The organism is Allobosea sp., assembly GCF_035999205.1.
Taxonomy (GTDB): domain Bacteria; phylum Pseudomonadota; class Alphaproteobacteria; order Rhizobiales; family Beijerinckiaceae; genus Allobosea.
Window position 1 is genome coordinate 236,627 of the sequence record NZ_DASYHA010000025.1, and the last position, 15,611, is coordinate 252,237.

At 67.7% G+C, this 15,611-nt stretch carries 16 protein-coding genes; 10 read left to right on the forward strand and 6 right to left on the reverse strand.

Annotated features, from left to right (window positions below; genetic code table 11):
* The first annotated feature begins 25 nt into the window (after positions 1-25).
* The 3 genes from VGN82_RS16550 to VGN82_RS16560 are packed head-to-tail and all read left to right on the forward strand — an operon-like array spanning position 26 to position 2,277.
* Positions 26-775, forward strand: coding sequence for a pyridoxine 5'-phosphate synthase (locus VGN82_RS16550; RefSeq protein WP_327528138.1), 750 nt, complete (start codon positions 26-28; stop codon positions 773-775).
* 9 nt (positions 776-784) lie between these two features.
* Positions 785-1,189, forward strand: a complete 405-nt coding sequence (gene acpS, locus VGN82_RS16555; RefSeq protein ID WP_327528139.1) for a holo-ACP synthase — start codon at positions 785-787, stop codon at positions 1,187-1,189.
* Between the two features lie 11 nt (positions 1,190-1,200).
* Positions 1,201-2,277 carry a DUF2332 domain-containing protein gene (locus tag VGN82_RS16560; protein ID WP_327528140.1) on the forward strand — a complete coding sequence of 359 codons (1,077 nt, stop codon included), beginning with the start codon at positions 1,201-1,203 and terminating at the stop codon, positions 2,275-2,277.
* A 13-nt stretch (positions 2,278-2,290) separates the two neighbouring features.
* Here the strand turns inward: VGN82_RS16560 and aqpZ are convergent, their stop codons facing one another.
* Positions 2,291-3,016 carry an aquaporin Z gene (gene aqpZ, locus VGN82_RS16565; RefSeq protein ID WP_327528141.1) on the reverse strand — a complete coding sequence of 242 codons (726 nt, stop codon included), beginning with the start codon at positions 3,014-3,016 and terminating at the stop codon, positions 2,291-2,293.
* A gap of 224 nt (positions 3,017-3,240) precedes the next feature.
* Between aqpZ and lepB the strand changes: the two genes are divergently transcribed.
* The 5 genes from lepB (at position 3,241) to VGN82_RS16590 (ending at position 7,096) form a co-directional block, all read left to right on the forward strand.
* Entirely contained in the window at positions 3,241-4,008 is a 768-nt protein-coding gene (gene lepB / locus VGN82_RS16570; protein ID WP_327528142.1) for a signal peptidase I, read from the forward strand.
* Positions 3,960-4,736: a ribonuclease III gene (rnc, locus tag VGN82_RS16575; protein WP_414644312.1), complete on the forward strand. Its 777-nt coding sequence runs from the start codon at positions 3,960-3,962 to the stop codon at positions 4,734-4,736. The genes lepB and rnc overlap by 49 nt, the downstream gene beginning before the upstream one ends.
* Positions 4,729-5,658, forward strand: a complete 930-nt coding sequence (gene era, locus VGN82_RS16580; protein WP_327528144.1) for a GTPase Era — start codon at positions 4,729-4,731, stop codon at positions 5,656-5,658. The genes rnc and era overlap by 8 nt, the downstream gene beginning before the upstream one ends.
* Before the next feature lie 80 nt (positions 5,659-5,738).
* Positions 5,739-6,323, forward strand: coding sequence for an orotate phosphoribosyltransferase (gene pyrE, locus VGN82_RS16585; RefSeq protein WP_327528145.1), 585 nt, complete (start codon positions 5,739-5,741; stop codon positions 6,321-6,323).
* 143 nt (positions 6,324-6,466) lie between these two features.
* Entirely contained in the window at positions 6,467-7,096 is a 630-nt protein-coding gene (locus tag VGN82_RS16590) for a LabA-like NYN domain-containing protein (protein ID WP_327528146.1), read from the forward strand.
* 57 nt (positions 7,097-7,153) lie between these two features.
* Here the strand turns inward: VGN82_RS16590 and smpB are convergent, their stop codons facing one another.
* From smpB to dapA, 3 genes are read right to left on the reverse strand one after another with little or no spacing between them, the layout of a single operon-like run.
* The gene (gene smpB, locus VGN82_RS16595; RefSeq protein WP_327528147.1) at positions 7,154-7,630 is read right to left on the reverse strand and encodes an SsrA-binding protein SmpB; all 477 of its coding nucleotides are present in this window, start codon (positions 7,628-7,630) and stop codon (positions 7,154-7,156) included.
* Positions 7,627-8,274 (reverse strand): FMN-binding negative transcriptional regulator, encoded by a 648-nt coding sequence (locus VGN82_RS16600; RefSeq protein WP_327528148.1) that lies wholly within the window; start codon positions 8,272-8,274, stop codon positions 7,627-7,629. Before VGN82_RS16600 ends, smpB begins: the two co-directional genes overlap by 4 nt.
* A gap of 51 nt (positions 8,275-8,325) precedes the next feature.
* Positions 8,326-9,219, reverse strand: a complete 894-nt coding sequence (gene dapA, locus VGN82_RS16605) for a 4-hydroxy-tetrahydrodipicolinate synthase (protein WP_327528149.1) — start codon at positions 9,217-9,219, stop codon at positions 8,326-8,328.
* A gap of 211 nt (positions 9,220-9,430) precedes the next feature.
* On the opposite strand from dapA, the gene VGN82_RS16610 reads away from it, so the two are divergent.
* The gene (locus VGN82_RS16610; protein ID WP_327528150.1) at positions 9,431-11,491 is read left to right on the forward strand and encodes a lytic transglycosylase domain-containing protein; all 2,061 of its coding nucleotides are present in this window, start codon (positions 9,431-9,433) and stop codon (positions 11,489-11,491) included.
* 178 nt (positions 11,492-11,669) lie between these two features.
* Positions 11,670-12,563 (forward strand): alpha/beta fold hydrolase, encoded by an 894-nt coding sequence (locus VGN82_RS16615; protein ID WP_327528151.1) that lies wholly within the window; start codon positions 11,670-11,672, stop codon positions 12,561-12,563.
* Between the two features lie 6 nt (positions 12,564-12,569).
* Here the strand turns inward: VGN82_RS16615 and VGN82_RS16620 are convergent, their stop codons facing one another.
* The gene (locus tag VGN82_RS16620) at positions 12,570-13,214 is read right to left on the reverse strand and encodes a hypothetical protein (RefSeq protein WP_327528152.1); all 645 of its coding nucleotides are present in this window, start codon (positions 13,212-13,214) and stop codon (positions 12,570-12,572) included.
* A 9-nt stretch (positions 13,215-13,223) separates the two neighbouring features.
* Positions 13,224-15,569, reverse strand: a complete 2,346-nt coding sequence (locus VGN82_RS16625; protein WP_327528153.1) for an OmpA family protein — start codon at positions 15,567-15,569, stop codon at positions 13,224-13,226.
* Between the last annotated feature and the right edge of the window lie 42 nt (positions 15,570-15,611).

Below are 15,611 nucleotides of genomic sequence, written 5' to 3' on the forward strand. Positions count from 1 at the left end.
GCTCGATCTGCGGGAGAGTTGATCCATGGCGAGCCGGCTGCGACTGGGCGTGAACATCGATCATGTCGCGACGGTGCGAAATGCCCGCGGCGGCACCCTGCCCGATCCGGTCCGGGCCGCGCATCTCGCCGTGGCTGCCGGCGCCGACGGCATCACCGCCCATCTGCGCGAGGACCGTCGCCATATCCGCGACGCCGACGTCGAGCGTCTCGCCCTCGAACTGACCAAGCCGCTCAATTTCGAGATGGCAACGACTCCGGAGATGATCGCTCTGGCGGAGCGGCTAAAGCCGCATGCGGCCTGCCTCGTGCCGGAGAAGCGCGAGGAGCGCACGACCGAGGGGGGGCTCGACGTCGTCGGCCAGGAGGCGGCGCTCATCCCGGTCGTCGCACGGCTCGCGGCGGCGGGCTGCCGCGTCTCGTTGTTCATCGAGGCCGATGCGGCGCCGATCCGGATCGCGGCGAAGTTAAAGGCCCCCGTCGTCGAGTTGCACACCGGCACCTGGTGCGAAGCGGCCATCGCCGGTGAGAAGGATAAGGCGGAGGCGGAGTTCGCGCGCCTCGCCGAGGGCGCCGCGCTCGCCGCTTCGCTCGGGATCGAGGTCCATGCCGGGCACGGCCTCGACTACGACACGGCGCGCCAGCTCGCGGTCGTGCCGGAATTCGTCGAGTTCAACATCGGTCACTTCCTGGTCGGCGAGGCGATCTTCATCGGCCTTGACGCTGCCATCGGGCGGATGCGGCAGGCGATGGACGAGGGCCGCGCGTCCAAGTAAGTCGAGCGCATGATCCTCGGCATCGGCTCCGACCTCTGCGACATCGACCGCATCGAGAACTCGCTCGCGCGCTTCGGTGAGCGCTTCACCCATCGCGTTTTCACCGCGGGCGAGCGGACCAAATCCGACCGGCGCGCGACGCGGGCAGCCTCCTACGCGCGGCGCTTCGCCGCCAAGGAGGCCTGCTCCAAGGCGCTCGGGACCGGTCTGCGCGCCGGCGTGTTCTGGCGCGACATGGAGGTGGTCAACCTGCCGAGCGGACGCCCGACCATGCGGCTTACAGGTGGCGCGGCCGAGCGGCTGAAGGCGATGACCCCACCCGGACACGAGGCCGTCGTTCATGTCTCGATGACCGACGACCCGCCGATGGCGCAAGCCTTCGTGGTGATCGAGGCGCGGCCGATCGCCGAATAGGGAGAGCTGCGATGACGGACGGAGCCGCCACGACGAACGAAGGCGAGGTCCGCGCCAGCTTCGCCAGTCAAGCCGAGTCATGCCGTGGCCTGGGCTCACCCTTCACGGCCCTGTTCTGCGCGACGATGGCGGAACGGCTCGACCGGCGCTTCGCCTTCGGGCGACGCGTGCTGGACTGGCCGGGCAATCCGCGCGCCGATGCATTGGCGCTGCGCTGCGCCGGAGCCTTCAACGCCCTGGCGCGCTCCGGCCGGGCGCCGGCGCTGACCGCGCTCTATCCGCCGGTCGAGCCCTCGGCCGACACGCTCTGGAACGGGATTCTGGCTGCGCTCGCAGGGCACGACGCCTTCCTGACCGGCTATCTCGACAGCCCGCCGCAGACCAACGAGGTCAAGCGCTGCGCCGTCCTGCTCGGCGGCGCGCTCATGGTTGCGCGCCAAACCGGGCTCCCCCTGGATCTCATCGAGATCGGCGCGAGCGCCGGGCTCAATCTCGGTTTCGACCTCTACCGCTACGAAATGGGCGGCTGCGTCTGGGGCACCCCGACCGCGCCGGTCACGATCCGCAGTGAATGGCGCGGCGCCTTGCCACCGCTCGACGCGCCGCTTGCCATCGCGACCCGGCGGGCCTGCGACCTCAACCCGCTCGACCCCGGAGACCCCGAGCATCGCGCCCGCGTGATGTCCTATATCTGGCCCGACCAGTCCGACCGCATCGCCACGACGGAAGCCGCCTTCGATGCTGCCGCCCGCCAGTCCTGGCGCGTCGAACAGGCCGATGCGGCGGAGTGGATCGAGGCCCGCCTGGCGGTTCCGCAGGCGCACGGCCAGGCACGGCTTATGATGCATACGATCATGTGGCAGTATCTGCCCGAGGCGGCCAAGCGCCGGATCGAACAGGCGATGGCGCAGGCTGCGGCGGCCGCCACCCCGGAGGCGCCGCTCGCCTGGCTGCGCATGGAGGCCGATGGCCAGCCCGGCAGCGCCGCCGTCACACTCGCGATCTGGCCGCAGGCCTCGTCACATGCTGGCGGCGAGCGCGAGATCGCGCGCGCCGATTATCACGGCCGCTGGGTGGAGTGGCGCTGAGGCGTCCTCCTCCTCACTCGGCCGGCGCATTCCCGACGACTGCGCCCTGCGGCTCGTCGCTGAGCCAGCGATAGACGATGCCGCCCAGCGCTCCCCCGATCAGCGGCGCGACCCAGAACAGCCAGAGCTGCTGAATAGCCCAGCCGCCGACGAAGAGCGCCGGGCCGGTGCTGCGCGCCGGATTGACCGAGGTGTTGGTGACGGGAATGCTGACGAGATGGATCAGGCACAGCCCGAGCCCGATCGCGAGCGGGGCGAAGCCGGCCGGCGCCTTGCCGTGGGTGGCGCCCATGATGATGAAGAGGAACATCATCGTCATCACGACCTCGGTCAGGAAGCCCGCGAAGAGGCTGTACTTGCCCGGCGAGTGCTCGCCATAGCCGTTCGAGGCGAAGCCCTTGGCGAGTTCGAAGCCCGGCGCGCCGCTGGCGATGAGATAGAGCACGCCGGCTGCGACGACGCCGCCAATGACCTGCGCCACGATGTAGGGAAGGATCTGGTTGGTCGGGAAGCGTCCGCCGGCCGCCAGGCCGACCGTCACGGCGGGGTTAAGATGGCAACCCGAGATGTGGCCGATGGCATAGGCCATGGTGACGACGGTCAGGCCGAAGGCGAGCGAGACGCCGAGCAGGCCGATCCCGACCTGCGGAAAGCCCGCGGCGATGACGGCGCTGCCGCAACCCGCAAAGGTCAGCCAGAACGTACCGATCGCCTCCGCAGCATACTTCTTGCCATTCATGATTGGTCCTCCCCGGAATCGAGCCTTGATCGTGCGCCCGGCCTCAGGCGCGGTCAATTGCCGCACCCAGCCATCCCCCTCCCCCGCGCATGCATGGCTTTCCGGCCTCCGCCCATCAGAGGAGGCCCCTCGGCATGCGGGGCGGCCCCGCAGTCGCGCGCCGTTGTCTGCGGCGCAACATTCCGCTAGACCGCGCGCTGGACAACCGTCCCAGGAGCGCCCGCGTGGCCAACGACGTCGAAGCCAAGAACAAGGCCGCCAGGGACGAAGGCGGGATCGTCGAGACGATCAAGGTCGTCGTTCAGGCGCTGCTCATCGCCCTGGTGATCCGCACCCTGCTGTTCCAGCCGTTCAACATCCCATCCGGATCGCTGATCCCGACGCTGCTGATCGGCGACTATCTGTTCGTCTCGAAATACACCTACGGCTATTCGAAGCACTCGATCCCGTTCAGCCCGCCGCTGTTCTCGGGCCGCGTCTGGGCGGCCGAGCCCAAGCGCGGCGACATCGCCGTGTTCAAGCTGCCGACCGACAATTCGACCGACTACATCAAGCGCGTCATCGGCCTGCCGGGCGAGCGCATCCAGATGATCGACGGCATCCTGCACATCAACAACCAGCCGGTGAAGCGCGAGCGCATCGCGGACTTCGTCACCACCGACAACTGGGGCCGCAGCACGCCTGCCATACGCTACCGCGAGACCCTGCCCAACGGGCGCTCGCACGAGATCATCGAGCGCGAGGGCGACAACGGCAGCTTCGACAACACCCCGGTCTTCACCGTGCCGCCCGGCCACTTCTTCATGATGGGCGACAACCGCGACAACTCGCTGGACTCGCGCGATCGCAGCGTCGGCTTCGTGCCGTTCGAGAATTTCGTCGGCCGCGCCGAGATCATCTTCTTCTCGATCGAGGACGGAGCCTCGGCCTGGAAGATCTGGGAATGGCCCTGGACGGTTCGCTGGAACCGCCTGTTCAGCGCGATCAAGTGAGCAAGGCCGGGGAACACGGGCGCAAGGCGCCCGACACCGCCCGCCTGCAAGAGACGCTCGGTCACACCTTCACCGACCAGGGCCTGCTTGCGACCGCCCTCACCCATATGAGCGCGGAAGGCTCGCGGCTGCAGAGCTATCAGCGGCTCGAATTCCTCGGCGATCGCGTGCTTGGCCTCAGCATCGCCGACATGCTGTTCGCGCGCTATCCGCAGGCCGAGGAAGGCGACCTGTCACGCCGGCTCGCCGATCTCGTCCGCAAGGAGACCTGCGCCGAGGTCGCGCAGGCCTGGAACCTCGGCGCCTTCATGCGGCTGGGCGAAGGCGAGATCCTTGGTGGGGCGCGCAAGAACAAGGCGATCCTGGCCGATGCCTGCGAAGCGATCATCGGTGCAGTCTTCATCGATGGCGGCTATGCTGCGGCCCGCGGGCTGGTCGAGCGCGCCTTCGGCGAACGCCTGCTCAAGCCGGTGCGCCCGCTGAGGGACGCCAAGACCGCCCTGCAGGAATGGGCCCAGGGCCAGGGCTACCAGACGCCGACCTATAGCGAGCGCGGCCGCTCGGGGCCGGACCATGCGCCGGTGTTCCGGGTCGCCGCCCGGATCGTGGGCCTGGTCGATGCCGAGGCACAAGGGCCGTCGAAGCGGCTCGCCGAGCAGGCCGCGGCCGAAGCCTTCCTGCGGCGCGAGGGCCTGTGGAGCGAAACGATGGAGAGCGACAATGGCTGACGTGGAGAAAGCCGCTCCGGCGCTCGCGCCCACGCGCTGCGGTTTCGTCGCGCTGATCGGCGCCCCCAATGCCGGCAAGTCGACGCTGCTGAACCAGCTCGTCGGCGCCAAGATCTCGATCGTCTCGCGCAAGGTCCAGACGACCCGGACTCAGGTGCGCGGCATCGCGCTGTCGGGCCCGGCGCAGGTGATCTTCGTCGACACACCCGGCATCTTCGCGCCGAAGCGCCGGCTCGACCGCGCCATGGTCACGAGCGCCTGGGGCGGCGCCACCGACGCCGATCTGATCGGCGTGCTGATCGATGTCGAGCGTTTCGACAACGAGGAGAACACCCGCCTGCTGGAGCAGCTCGCCGAGCTGAAGCAGCCGAAGTTCCTGATTCTCAACAAGATCGACACGGTCGCCAAGGAGAAGCTGCTCGACATCACCGCCAAGGTGAATGCGCGGGGCAATTTCGAGCAGACCTTCATGATCGCGGCGCTGACCGGCTATGGCGTCAAGGACATCCTGAGCTGGCTGGAAACGCGGCTTCCGCTCGGCCCCTGGCTCTATCCGGAGGACCAGATCTCGGATGCGCCGCTGCGCTTCCTCGCCGCCGAGATCACCCGCGAGAAGATCTTCGAGCGGCTGCATGACGAGCTGCCCTATCGCTCGACCGTCGAAACCGAGCAATGGCAGCAGCGGCCGGACGGTTCGGTCCGGATCGAGCAGACGATCTATGTAGAGCGCGAGGGGCAGCGCAAGATCGTGCTCGGCGAAGGCGGCCAGACGATCAAGGCGATCGGCCAGAAGGCCCGCATCGAGATCGCAGAAGCGGCCGAGGCCACCGTGCATCTCTTCCTGTTCGTGAAGGTGCGCGAAAACTGGAGCGACGATCCGGCGCGCTACCGCGAGATGGGGCTGGAATTCCCGAAGGGCTGAGGAGTACTCCTCCAGCAGCCTTGCGCACAGGCTCAATCCGACGCAAAAACTCGGCCAACCTGTTTGCAAGGAGCCGATAGATGACCGACGACGACGTCCTGGCCGAATTCCGCGATGCCGGCGCGCTGCTCGAAGGGCATTTCATCCTATCCTCGGGCCGGCGCAGCGCGGTCTTCCTGCAGAAGATGTTCGTCTTCCAGGACCCGGTGCGAACCGAGCGGCTCTGCAAGGCGCTTGCCGCCAAGATCGAGGCGCAGTTCGGCAAGATCGACTATGTCGTCTCGCCGGCCGTCGGCGGCATCGTGCCGGGCTATGAGACAGCCCGTCATCTCAAGGCCAAGGCCGTCTTCGTCGAGCGCGAAGGTGGCACGTTCAAGCTGCGCCGTGGCTTCACTCTGCCGGCCGGCGCGCGCTGCATCATCATCGAGGACATCATCACGACCGGCCTGTCGCTGCGCGAATGCCGCGATTCGGTGATCGGCGAACCCGGCACCATCGTCGGCGCCGCCTGCCTGATCGACCGTTCCGCCGGCAAGGCCGAACTCGGCATGAAGCTCGTCAGCCTGATGCAATACGACGTTCCGGACTATGCGGCCGACGAACTGCCGCCCGAACTCGCCGCGATCCCCGCAATCAAGCCCGGCAGCCGAGGGCTGAGCGCCTGAGCCAGGTTTAGCCCGTTAACGGCTGCGGCCGGAGTCGCAGCCGGACACCGTCTCTTCCGGAAATTGTCCACGAACGAACATTGTTAGACCGTGTTTCGATTTCATTTCGCCTATTGTAAAGATACGCATCCGGAGTGACTTCAATGGCGGCAGATCCGCGCATCGCCCTTTTCATCGACGGTGCCAATCTCTACGCGACATCGAAGCAACTCGGCTTCGACATGGATTACCGTCGCCTGCTGCGTGAATTTCAAGGTCGCGGCAACCTGATCCGGGCCTTCTATTTCACCACGCTGGTCGAGAGCGAGGAATACTCGTCGATCCGTCCGCTGGTCGACTGGCTCGACTACAATGGCTACCGGGTCATCACCAAAGCCGCCAAGGAATTCACCGACGCGACCGGCCGCCGCCGCATCAAAGGCAATATGGACATCGAGCTGGCCATCGAGATGCTCGAACTGGCTCCTCATCTCGACCAGATCTACCTGTTCTCAGGCGATGGCGATTTCCGGCCGCTGGTCGAGGCCGTGCAGCGCAAAGGCGTCAAGGTTTCGGTCGTCTCGACGATCGCGACCAACCCGCCGATGGTCTCCGATGACCTGCGCCGCCAGTGCGACGAGTTCCTCGATCTCGCCCAGCTGATGCAGACGATCGGCCGCGACCCATCCGAACGCCATGTACGCGGCGGGGGCGCGGCTTCCGGCACCCCCGGCAATCCCGGCCTCGAACGTCGCTATGGCATCCGCCAGAGCGACGAGACCGTCGACAGTTAAGTCCGTCGCCTCTCGCCGCAGCCGCAACGCCGCGTCGCGCCCCGCAGGGACCTGCCGTCAGGCGCCGCCCGATTTCATGATGCGGGCCTTGTCGCGGTTCCAGTCGCGGGTCTTCTCGGTCTCGCGCTTGTCGTGCAGCTTCTTGCCCTTGCCGAGGCCGAGTTCGACCTTCGCCCTGCCTTTGGCGTTAAAGTAGACCTTGAGCGGAATCAGGGCCATGCCCTCGCGCTGGACCGCGCCCATCAGCTTGTTGATTTCGCGCCGATGGAGCAGGAGTTTCCGGGGCCGGCGAACCTCGTGGTTGAAGCGGTTCGCTTCCAGATACTCCGGGATATAGGCGTTGAACAGGAAGAGCTCCTCGCCCATCGGGCCGGCATAGCTCTCGCCGATCGTCGCCTTCCCGCCGCGCAACGATTTGATCTCCGTGCCCTGTAGCGCGATACCCGCCTCCAGCGTCTCCTTGATTTCGTAGTTGAAGCGCGCCTTGCGGTTGTCGGCCGCGAGCTTGTAGCGATCGGGATCCGGCTTGCTCATAGCGTGTCTCCCAGCGCATGCGCCTTCACGAGCTGCGCCATCGCCTGAGATTCCGATTCCGGATCGGCCGCGAGTCCATTGAAAACACCGCGCTTATCCGCTTCCTGCCGGTTCTGGCTGAGCTTGAACTTGCCGATCAGCGAGGCGATCCCGATCTCGATGCCGACGATGCCGCGCGCCTGAGCTGCGACGAAAGCTTCGGGCGCATCGGAGACCGACCAGGGCTCGGCGCGCGGTGCCTCCTGCTGGCGCGTCAGCGATTCGAGCTGGGCTCGCAACCAGGCGGGATCCTCGATCGCGCGCGCCGGCCCACGCACCTGCACGGTGACGTAGTTCCAGGTCGGCACGACCTTGCCGTGCTCCTGCTTGGAGGCGTACCAGGCCGGCGTCACATAGCGTTCCACACCCGTGAAGATGACGAGCGCCTCGGCTCCGGCCGCGATCGCCTTCCATTGCGGATTGGGCCGCGCCAGATGGGCGCGCAGCACGCCCCGCCCGCCTTCCTCCGCGTGCAGGACGAATGGCACGGGATTGGCAAGCAGCCCGCCCTCACCCGCCGTCACCAGCGTAGCAAGCGGATGGGCGCGCATGACCGCGAAAAGCGCCTCGCGGTCCTCAACCTTGAAATGGCTCGGCTCATACATCGTCAGCTTCCCTGGCGTCGGCCGGGGAGACCGGACGAGCGCGCTCCCTATCTAGGTATTCAGCAGGCCGGCGAACACCATCGCGTCGCGAATGACCTTGCCGGTCGCCGCCGTCACCGGCATCAGCGGCAGGCGAACCTCCTCCTCGATGCGACCGAGCAGGCTGAGGCCATGCTTCGCGCCGGCGAGGCCCGGCTCCTTGAAGACGGCATCATGCAAGGGCACGAGCCGGTCCTGAATCCTCAGCGCGCCGGCATAGTCGCCCTTCTGCACCGCCGCCATCAGCTCCGCGCAGAGTTGCGGGGCGACATTGGCGACGACCGAGATACAGCCGTGGCCGCCGGCGGCCATATAGGCCAGCGCCGTCATGTCCTCGCCCGAGAGCTGGATGAAATCCGGCCCCATGGCGTGGCGCTGCTGCGAGACGCGGGCGAGGTTGGCAGTGGCGTCCTTGACGCCGGCGATGTTCTTCAGCTCGTAGAGCCGCGCCATGGTCTCGACCGACATGTCCACGACCGAGCGCGGCGGGATGTTGTAGATGATGATCGGAATGCCGACCGCATCGTTCACCGCCTTGAAGTGCTGGTACATGCCCTCCTGGGTGGGCTTGTTGTAGTAGGGCGTCACGACAAGGATCGCGTCGGCGCCGGCCTTCTCGGCATGGACGGCGAGGTCGATCGCCTCGGTGGTGTTGTTCGAACCGGCACCGGCGATGACCGGCACTCTGCCCTTGGCTTCCGCGATGACGATCTCGACGACGCGCTTGTGCTCGTCATGGGAAAGAGTCGGGCTTTCGCCCGTCGTACCGACGGGAACGAGCCCCGACGAACCGTTCTCGATCTGCCAGGCGACCAGCCCGCGCAGCGCGGCTTCATCGATCTTGCCGCCTTTGAACGGCGTCACCAGAGCAGGGAGCGATCCGGTGAAGGCGGGGTGCTTGGTCATGCGAGAGGCGTCCTGACACGGAATGGCCATTTTGGGCCGTCACACATAAACCGTCCCCCGCCGGAGGCAAAGTCGGCAACGCATCAAAATGCGTTGGAGTTTGGTTAAGTCTTCATAAACCCCGTTCCGTGAGCATTGCAGGCTTACGCATTCGACCGTGGAGCCTGCCATGGCCTTGTTTAGCGTCCGATCGAGGCTGATTTGCCTCCTTGTGCCCGCCCTACTTGCTCCGCCGCCCGCCTTCGCACCCGCCCACGCCGCCGATGACGGCGCTCATCCCGCGCAGCAGACCCGCCCGGACACGGTCGATGCCGTGATGACGGCGGCGCTGCCGCCGCCTCCGAGCGAGAGCGTGCCCGGCGAAGCCCTGCTCGACGACGCGGAGCGCCTCGACAAGATCAAGAACGCCATTGCCGTCTATCGGCGCGGCGCACTCGCGGAAGGCGACGCCATCGCGACCTCGATCGACGACGGCACTGCCCGCGCCCTGCTCGAATGGGCCGCGATCCGCTCCGGCGCCGGCCTGGTCCCGTTCGTCCGCATCGATGCGTTCCTCAGGAACTACCCGAACTATCCGGCGACGGCGTTGTTCCGACGCCGCGCCGAGGAAAGGCTGATCGCCGAGAAGAAGGGCGCGGCCACCGTCCGCGCCTTCTTTCATGGCCAGCGCCCGGTCAGCCCGGCCGGCCGGATCGCGCTCGCACTCGCGCTGAAGGCGCAGGGCCAGAGTGAGGAAGCCGTGACGCTGGCCCGTCAGAGCTGGCGACAGGATCCACACGGCACCGCACTCGAGAAGATCGCCTTCGAGGCCTTCGGCAGCGCGCTGACCGCCACGGACCATCGCCTGCGCACAGAGCGTTTTCTCTTCCGGGAGAACACGGAAGCCGCGCTGCGCAATGCGGCGCGCATCTCCCCCGATTACGTCGTGCTGGCTAAGGCCCGGCTCGCCAGCGCCAAGGCGAGGCAGCCGATCGCGCCCGCGCTGATTTCGGCGGTACCGGCCGCGCTCAAGACCGACGTGTCCTTCGCCTTCCTGCTGGCGCAGCAAGCCAGACGTGCCGACAAGCCAATCGAAGCGGCCAAGGCGCTGGCGAATGTGCCGCGCGATCCCGCCCTTCTCGGCGATGGCAATGAATGGTGGATCGAGCGCCGCGTCATTGCCCGCAAGCTGCTCGACGCAGGCGATGCTGCACGCGCCTATGAGGTCGCGGCTGGCCATGGTGCCGAGGACGCGGCCGAGCGCATCGACGCCGAATGGCATGCCGGCTTCATCGCGCTGCGCTTCCGCGACCAGCCGGGCATCGCGCTTGAGCATTTCAACGAGGCCGCGCGATCTGCCGAGACGCCGATTTCGGTCGCCCGCGCGGCCTACTGGCAAGGCCGTGCGGCCGAGGCGATCGGCAAGAGCGACGAGGCCAAGGCGGCCTACGAGCGCGCTGCCGAGCATCCAATCGCCTATTATGGTCAGCTGGCGCGCGCACGGCTCGGGCTGCCGGACCTGCCGCTGCGGCGCACGACCTCCGCCTCGCTTATGCATCTGCCCGGACATCAGGGTGTGCGCCTGCTCTATCACATCGGCGAACGCGATCTCGCCGTCCAGATGATGCTCGACCTGGCGCAGCGCCTCCACACGACGCCGGCTCTGGAAGCGCTCGCCGGCATCGCCCAGCGCGAGAACGACGCGCGCGCCCTGCTGGCGCTGGGCAAGACGGCCCTGCACCGCGGCTTCCCGCTCGACACCGCCGCCTTTCCGACCTCTGGCGTGCCCGAGTTCCCGGTTCTTGGAGACCCGATGGAGCGCGCGATCGTGCACGCCATCGCCCGCCAGGAGAGCGCCTTCGACCCGACCGCGACCTCGCATGCCGGCGCGCGCGGGCTGATGCAGATGATGCCCGCAACCGCCCGCGAGACGGCCAGGCGCGCCAATCTCCCCTTCGACTGGCCGCGCCTCGGGCGCGACGCGCTCTACTCGGCGCAAATGGGCGCCGCCCATCTCAACGACCTGCTGAAGGACTGGCGCGGCTCCTACATCCTGACCTTCGCCGCCTACAATGCCGGCTCCGGCAATGTGAAGAAATGGATCGAGGCTTATGGCGACCCGCGGAGGCCGGAGGTCGACGCCATCGACTGGGTCGAACGAATTCCGTTCTACGAAACCCGCAACTACGTGCAGCGGGTGATGGAGAACCTGCAGGTTTATCGCCAGCGCCTGAACCAGCGCACCGCCTATCTGATCGACCACGACTTGAAGCGCAGCTGGCGGCGGGATTAGATCGGGTCGATCTGGCGCTTCAGGGCCCATATTCGCAACATCATCCCGGGCTTGGCCCGGGATCCATCGGAGGGCTGTGACTTTGTCGGACTGCGCCTTACGATGGATGCCAGAGCTCCGCTTCGCTGCGTCCGGACTGACGGCGCGGGTTTGACAACGCGCTACCCTGGACTTCCCCATGCCTCCCGACGCCGGCTTCGCCTCGCTCTTCATCAGCGCCCGAGACGGGTTGCGGCTGCATGCGCGTGACTACGGCCCCCTCGCCTCCTCCGCGCTGCCCGTCATCTGCCTGCCGGGCTTTGCCCGGACTGCCGCCGATTTCCACGAGCTCGCGCTCGCTCTCTCGCAGGATGAGGCCCGGCCACGGCGCGTGCTGGCACTGGACTATCGCGGCCGCGGCCTGTCCGGCTTCGACGGGAACTGGAAGAACTACGACATTCGCATCGAACTCGACGATGTCATGCAGGTGCTGGTTGCGGCCGGAATCGAGGCGGCGATCTTCGTTGGAACCTCGCGCGGCGGGCTCCTGACCATGGCGATGGCCGCCGCGCGGCCCGGCATCATCAAGGGCGTGGTGCTGAATGACATCGGCCCGGTGATCGATGCGCGCGGCCTGCTGCGGATCCGGGGTTATGTCGGCAAGCTGCCGCTGCCGCGCAGTTTCGCCGAGGGCGCAGAGATCCTGAAGCGGCTCTCGGACCAGCAATTCCCGCTCTTCGGAGATGCCGAATGGGAGATCATGGCGCGCCGGACCTGGACGGACCGCGACGGCAAGATGAAACCGGATTACGACCCCAACCTGATGAAAGTGCTGGAGGAGCTCGACCTTGAAGCGCCGCTGCCGGTGCTGTGGAGCTATTTCGACGGGCTGAGCGGCGTGCCCATGCTCGCCATCCGCGGCGAGAACTCCGACCTTCTGGCCGAGAAGACGCTGGTCGAGATGGGGGAGCGCCACCCTGATTGCGAAACATTCGTCGCGCCCGGGCAGGGCCACGCACCAATGCTCGGGCCGAAGGACATGGTGCGCCGGATCGGCCGCCTGATCGCCCGTTCCGAGCGCCGCGCGGCCTGACGCACCTCAGGCCGCGTTTTCGCGCGCCATGCCGGCCGGTGGATTGGGCGCGGCAGCCGCCAGGAGCTTCGCCTGGCCAACCCAATCCTCGCGCTCGATCCGGCCGGGAAAGGCCAGGTAGCTGCCGACCCATTGGACGTTCTCGGGCGTCCAGTCGGCGATCTGCTCGAAATGCCAGATGCCGAGCGCCTGCAGACGGGCCTCGTTCTGCTCGGCGACGCCCTTGATCAGCTTGAGATCATCCGGCTTCTCACCCCTGGCTGCGACGAGGCCACCGGGGCGCCGACCCGGAATCTGCGCCTCGCCCTCGACCGGCGGCAATCCCGCGATCAACGAGGTCGCCTCCGCCGGCTCGGCTGCAGCCCTCGTCGCGCCCGACGCCCGCGCACCGCGCAGCAACCCGGCGAGGACACAGCCCGCAACATAGACCGCCGTGAAGAGCAGGGCCGACTCGACCCATGTGGCCGGCGCGCCATTCAGGAACTGGAGCCAGGTGAGCGCCGCGCCAAGCCCCCACAAGGCTGCGAACCAGCCGGCTAAGCCGCCGCCAAGCTGCAGCTTGCCGCCGTCATGGCTGATCCAGCCCATGACCAGGCCGATGCCGAACGCGGCGACGAGGAACCAGACGAACTGACTGGCGAGATACAGCATGTCCGCCCCCTATTTCGCGACCGTGAACTGCACGCGCCGGTTCATCGACTTGGCCTGTGCAGCGCCATGCGGCACGAGCGGCCGGTCGAAGCCGAAGCCGCGTGTCTCCAACCGGTTGGCGTCGACGCCGCGTCGAACCAACTCGTCGCGGACCCGCAGGGCCCGGCGCGCGGAGAGATCGAGATTGTCGAAGCCCTTGCGATGCCCATCGCTGTTGGCGTGGCCCTCGATGGTGATGCGCGTATCCGGGCATTGCTTCAGGATGTCCACGGCCTCGCCGATGACGCGCTCCGTCGCAGCGTCGAGCGCGACCACCGTCGTTCCCTGCGCAAACAGCACAGTGTTGCTCTTCGTCAGCGCATCGAGATCGTTCTGGCAGGTCGCTGGCGGATCGACCACGCAGCCGGTCTGGCGGAGGCCGATCACCGCGTCCGCCCGGAACCCGGGAGGCAGGCCGGACGCAGCGCTGGTCTCGACCTCGCTCTTGATCAGGTCGCGGCAAGTCAGGCCACGCAGCGTCACCACGTCGTCCGCGATGGAGGCCGAGCCGAAATCGAGCCGCAGCAGATTGCCAAGCGCCATGCGCGCCGCCGCGGCGAAGCCCGCGGGCGCACCGGGGAGGATCTGCGTTTCGTCGGTGAGCCTGTCCTTCAGGGGCGAGGCCTCGACGAGCGCCTGCAGGGCCTCACGCGTCTGCGCATCCGGCAGGTAGCCCGACAGGGTTATGCCGGTTCGATCGGCGGCAAGCGACAGAACATAGGGCCGAACCGGGACCGTCGCCGCGCCGGCGCTGGCGGGCATGGTCAATCCGGCCGGCAGCGGCCGGCGCAATGCCGCGTCAAGCTGATGCCAGGCCTCCGCATTGGCAACCTCGCCCGAAAGCGCCAGAGCCGCGCCGGCCAGCGTGACCGAGCCCTGCCTGAGCTTGCCGAGCAGCTCCAGTGCGAAGCCGGTGGCAACGCCGTAGTCGGGCTCGGAACGCAGGTTCGGCTCGAGCAACAACTGGTCGGAGACGACGCCGGACGGAGCAATCCGGCGCGCCTGTTCTAGAAGAGCCTCTCGCGCCGGCGCATCGCGCACCAACCCCTTCAGCGCGACCTGGGCCTGGTCGATCGCCGCGCTCCAGCTCAGGTCCACGGGCGGTGGTGGTGGCGGTGGCGGCGGTGGATTGACAGCGGGAGCCGGCGAGACGCTGGCTTGGGTGGGCTGACTTGGCGCTGGCGGCGCGGGTGGCGCGGGCAGCTCCGATGGCAGGAAGATCGGCGCGGGAACATCGGGCAGAGGCGGCATCAGCGTCTCGACCGGGGGCGGAGGCGGCGGCTCCGGCGGACAGGTGATCGCGGCCTGGGCGACCGAATCCGGGCCATCACCCTGAGCGATCTGCAGGCGAAGCGCCTGACAGGCCTCGTAGGTAGCGGGTCCATCGCCGGACAGCACATAGGCGTCGCCCGTCAGCTCCGCCTTGCCCTCGCGCAGGCGCGCGAGATCGCCGATGGCGCGCGTAACCTTGACGAGAAAGGCCGCCGGCTCACCGGCGGCAGGCTTGGTCCTGTCGTCGATGCCGATCGGGCCGGGAAAAGCGCGCCGCAGCAAGCCGAGAATCTGCTGACGCGCCGCTTCAGAAGGATAGAAACCAGTCAGGCGCAGCGCGTCCGCCGAGGGATATTCGATGCCCCAGCGATACGGCGTCACGACCGGCGGCTCGAGCGCGCAGGGCACCGACTGGAACCCGTCGCGCGCCAAGGCCGTCGTAGCGGCCGTCAGCGCGAGAAAACCGTCGGATGTCGCCGCCCTGCCCTCGATGCAGAAGCGCGAATCGTCCAGCGCGATCTTGCCGGCGGCGAGCCCTGGCAACTCGGCCAGCACGGCCTGCGTCATCGCCTGGAAACCGGCCGGCGCACCGAAGGCGAGACTCTGGCGGTCGTCGATCCGCACGGCAGGCAGGACGGCCCGGACCGCGGCCACATTGGCGACGGCGGTGGCTTCATCCGGAACGAAGCCATTGAGCGACACGCCGTCGCCCTGCCGCATCGCCGACCAGCTATAGGGCCGCTGGGCGACGACCTGCGACAGGCCGCCGAGCGCCCTGCGCACGCCGAATTCGGAGCGCAACCGTGCGATTGCGCGCGTTGCGCCGTCCGCTGAAAGAGCCTCGCCGCTGATCGTGACGTCGCGGCCCTCGACCTGGGCGGTCACCGGGCGCGCGCCGGGCGCCTCGCCGGCGACGGCAGCCGCCACCTCGGCCGCACGATGGCCGACATCGCGCTCGATCGCCTCACCCAAGAACAGGTTGGCGGTGCTCCAGAGCAATGTCAGGGGAATAAGCCCCCAAAGCCAACGTCCCGGCCGCGCCATGCAACTCCCCCAAGGCCCGATACCGGCGTCCCCCGTGAGAGC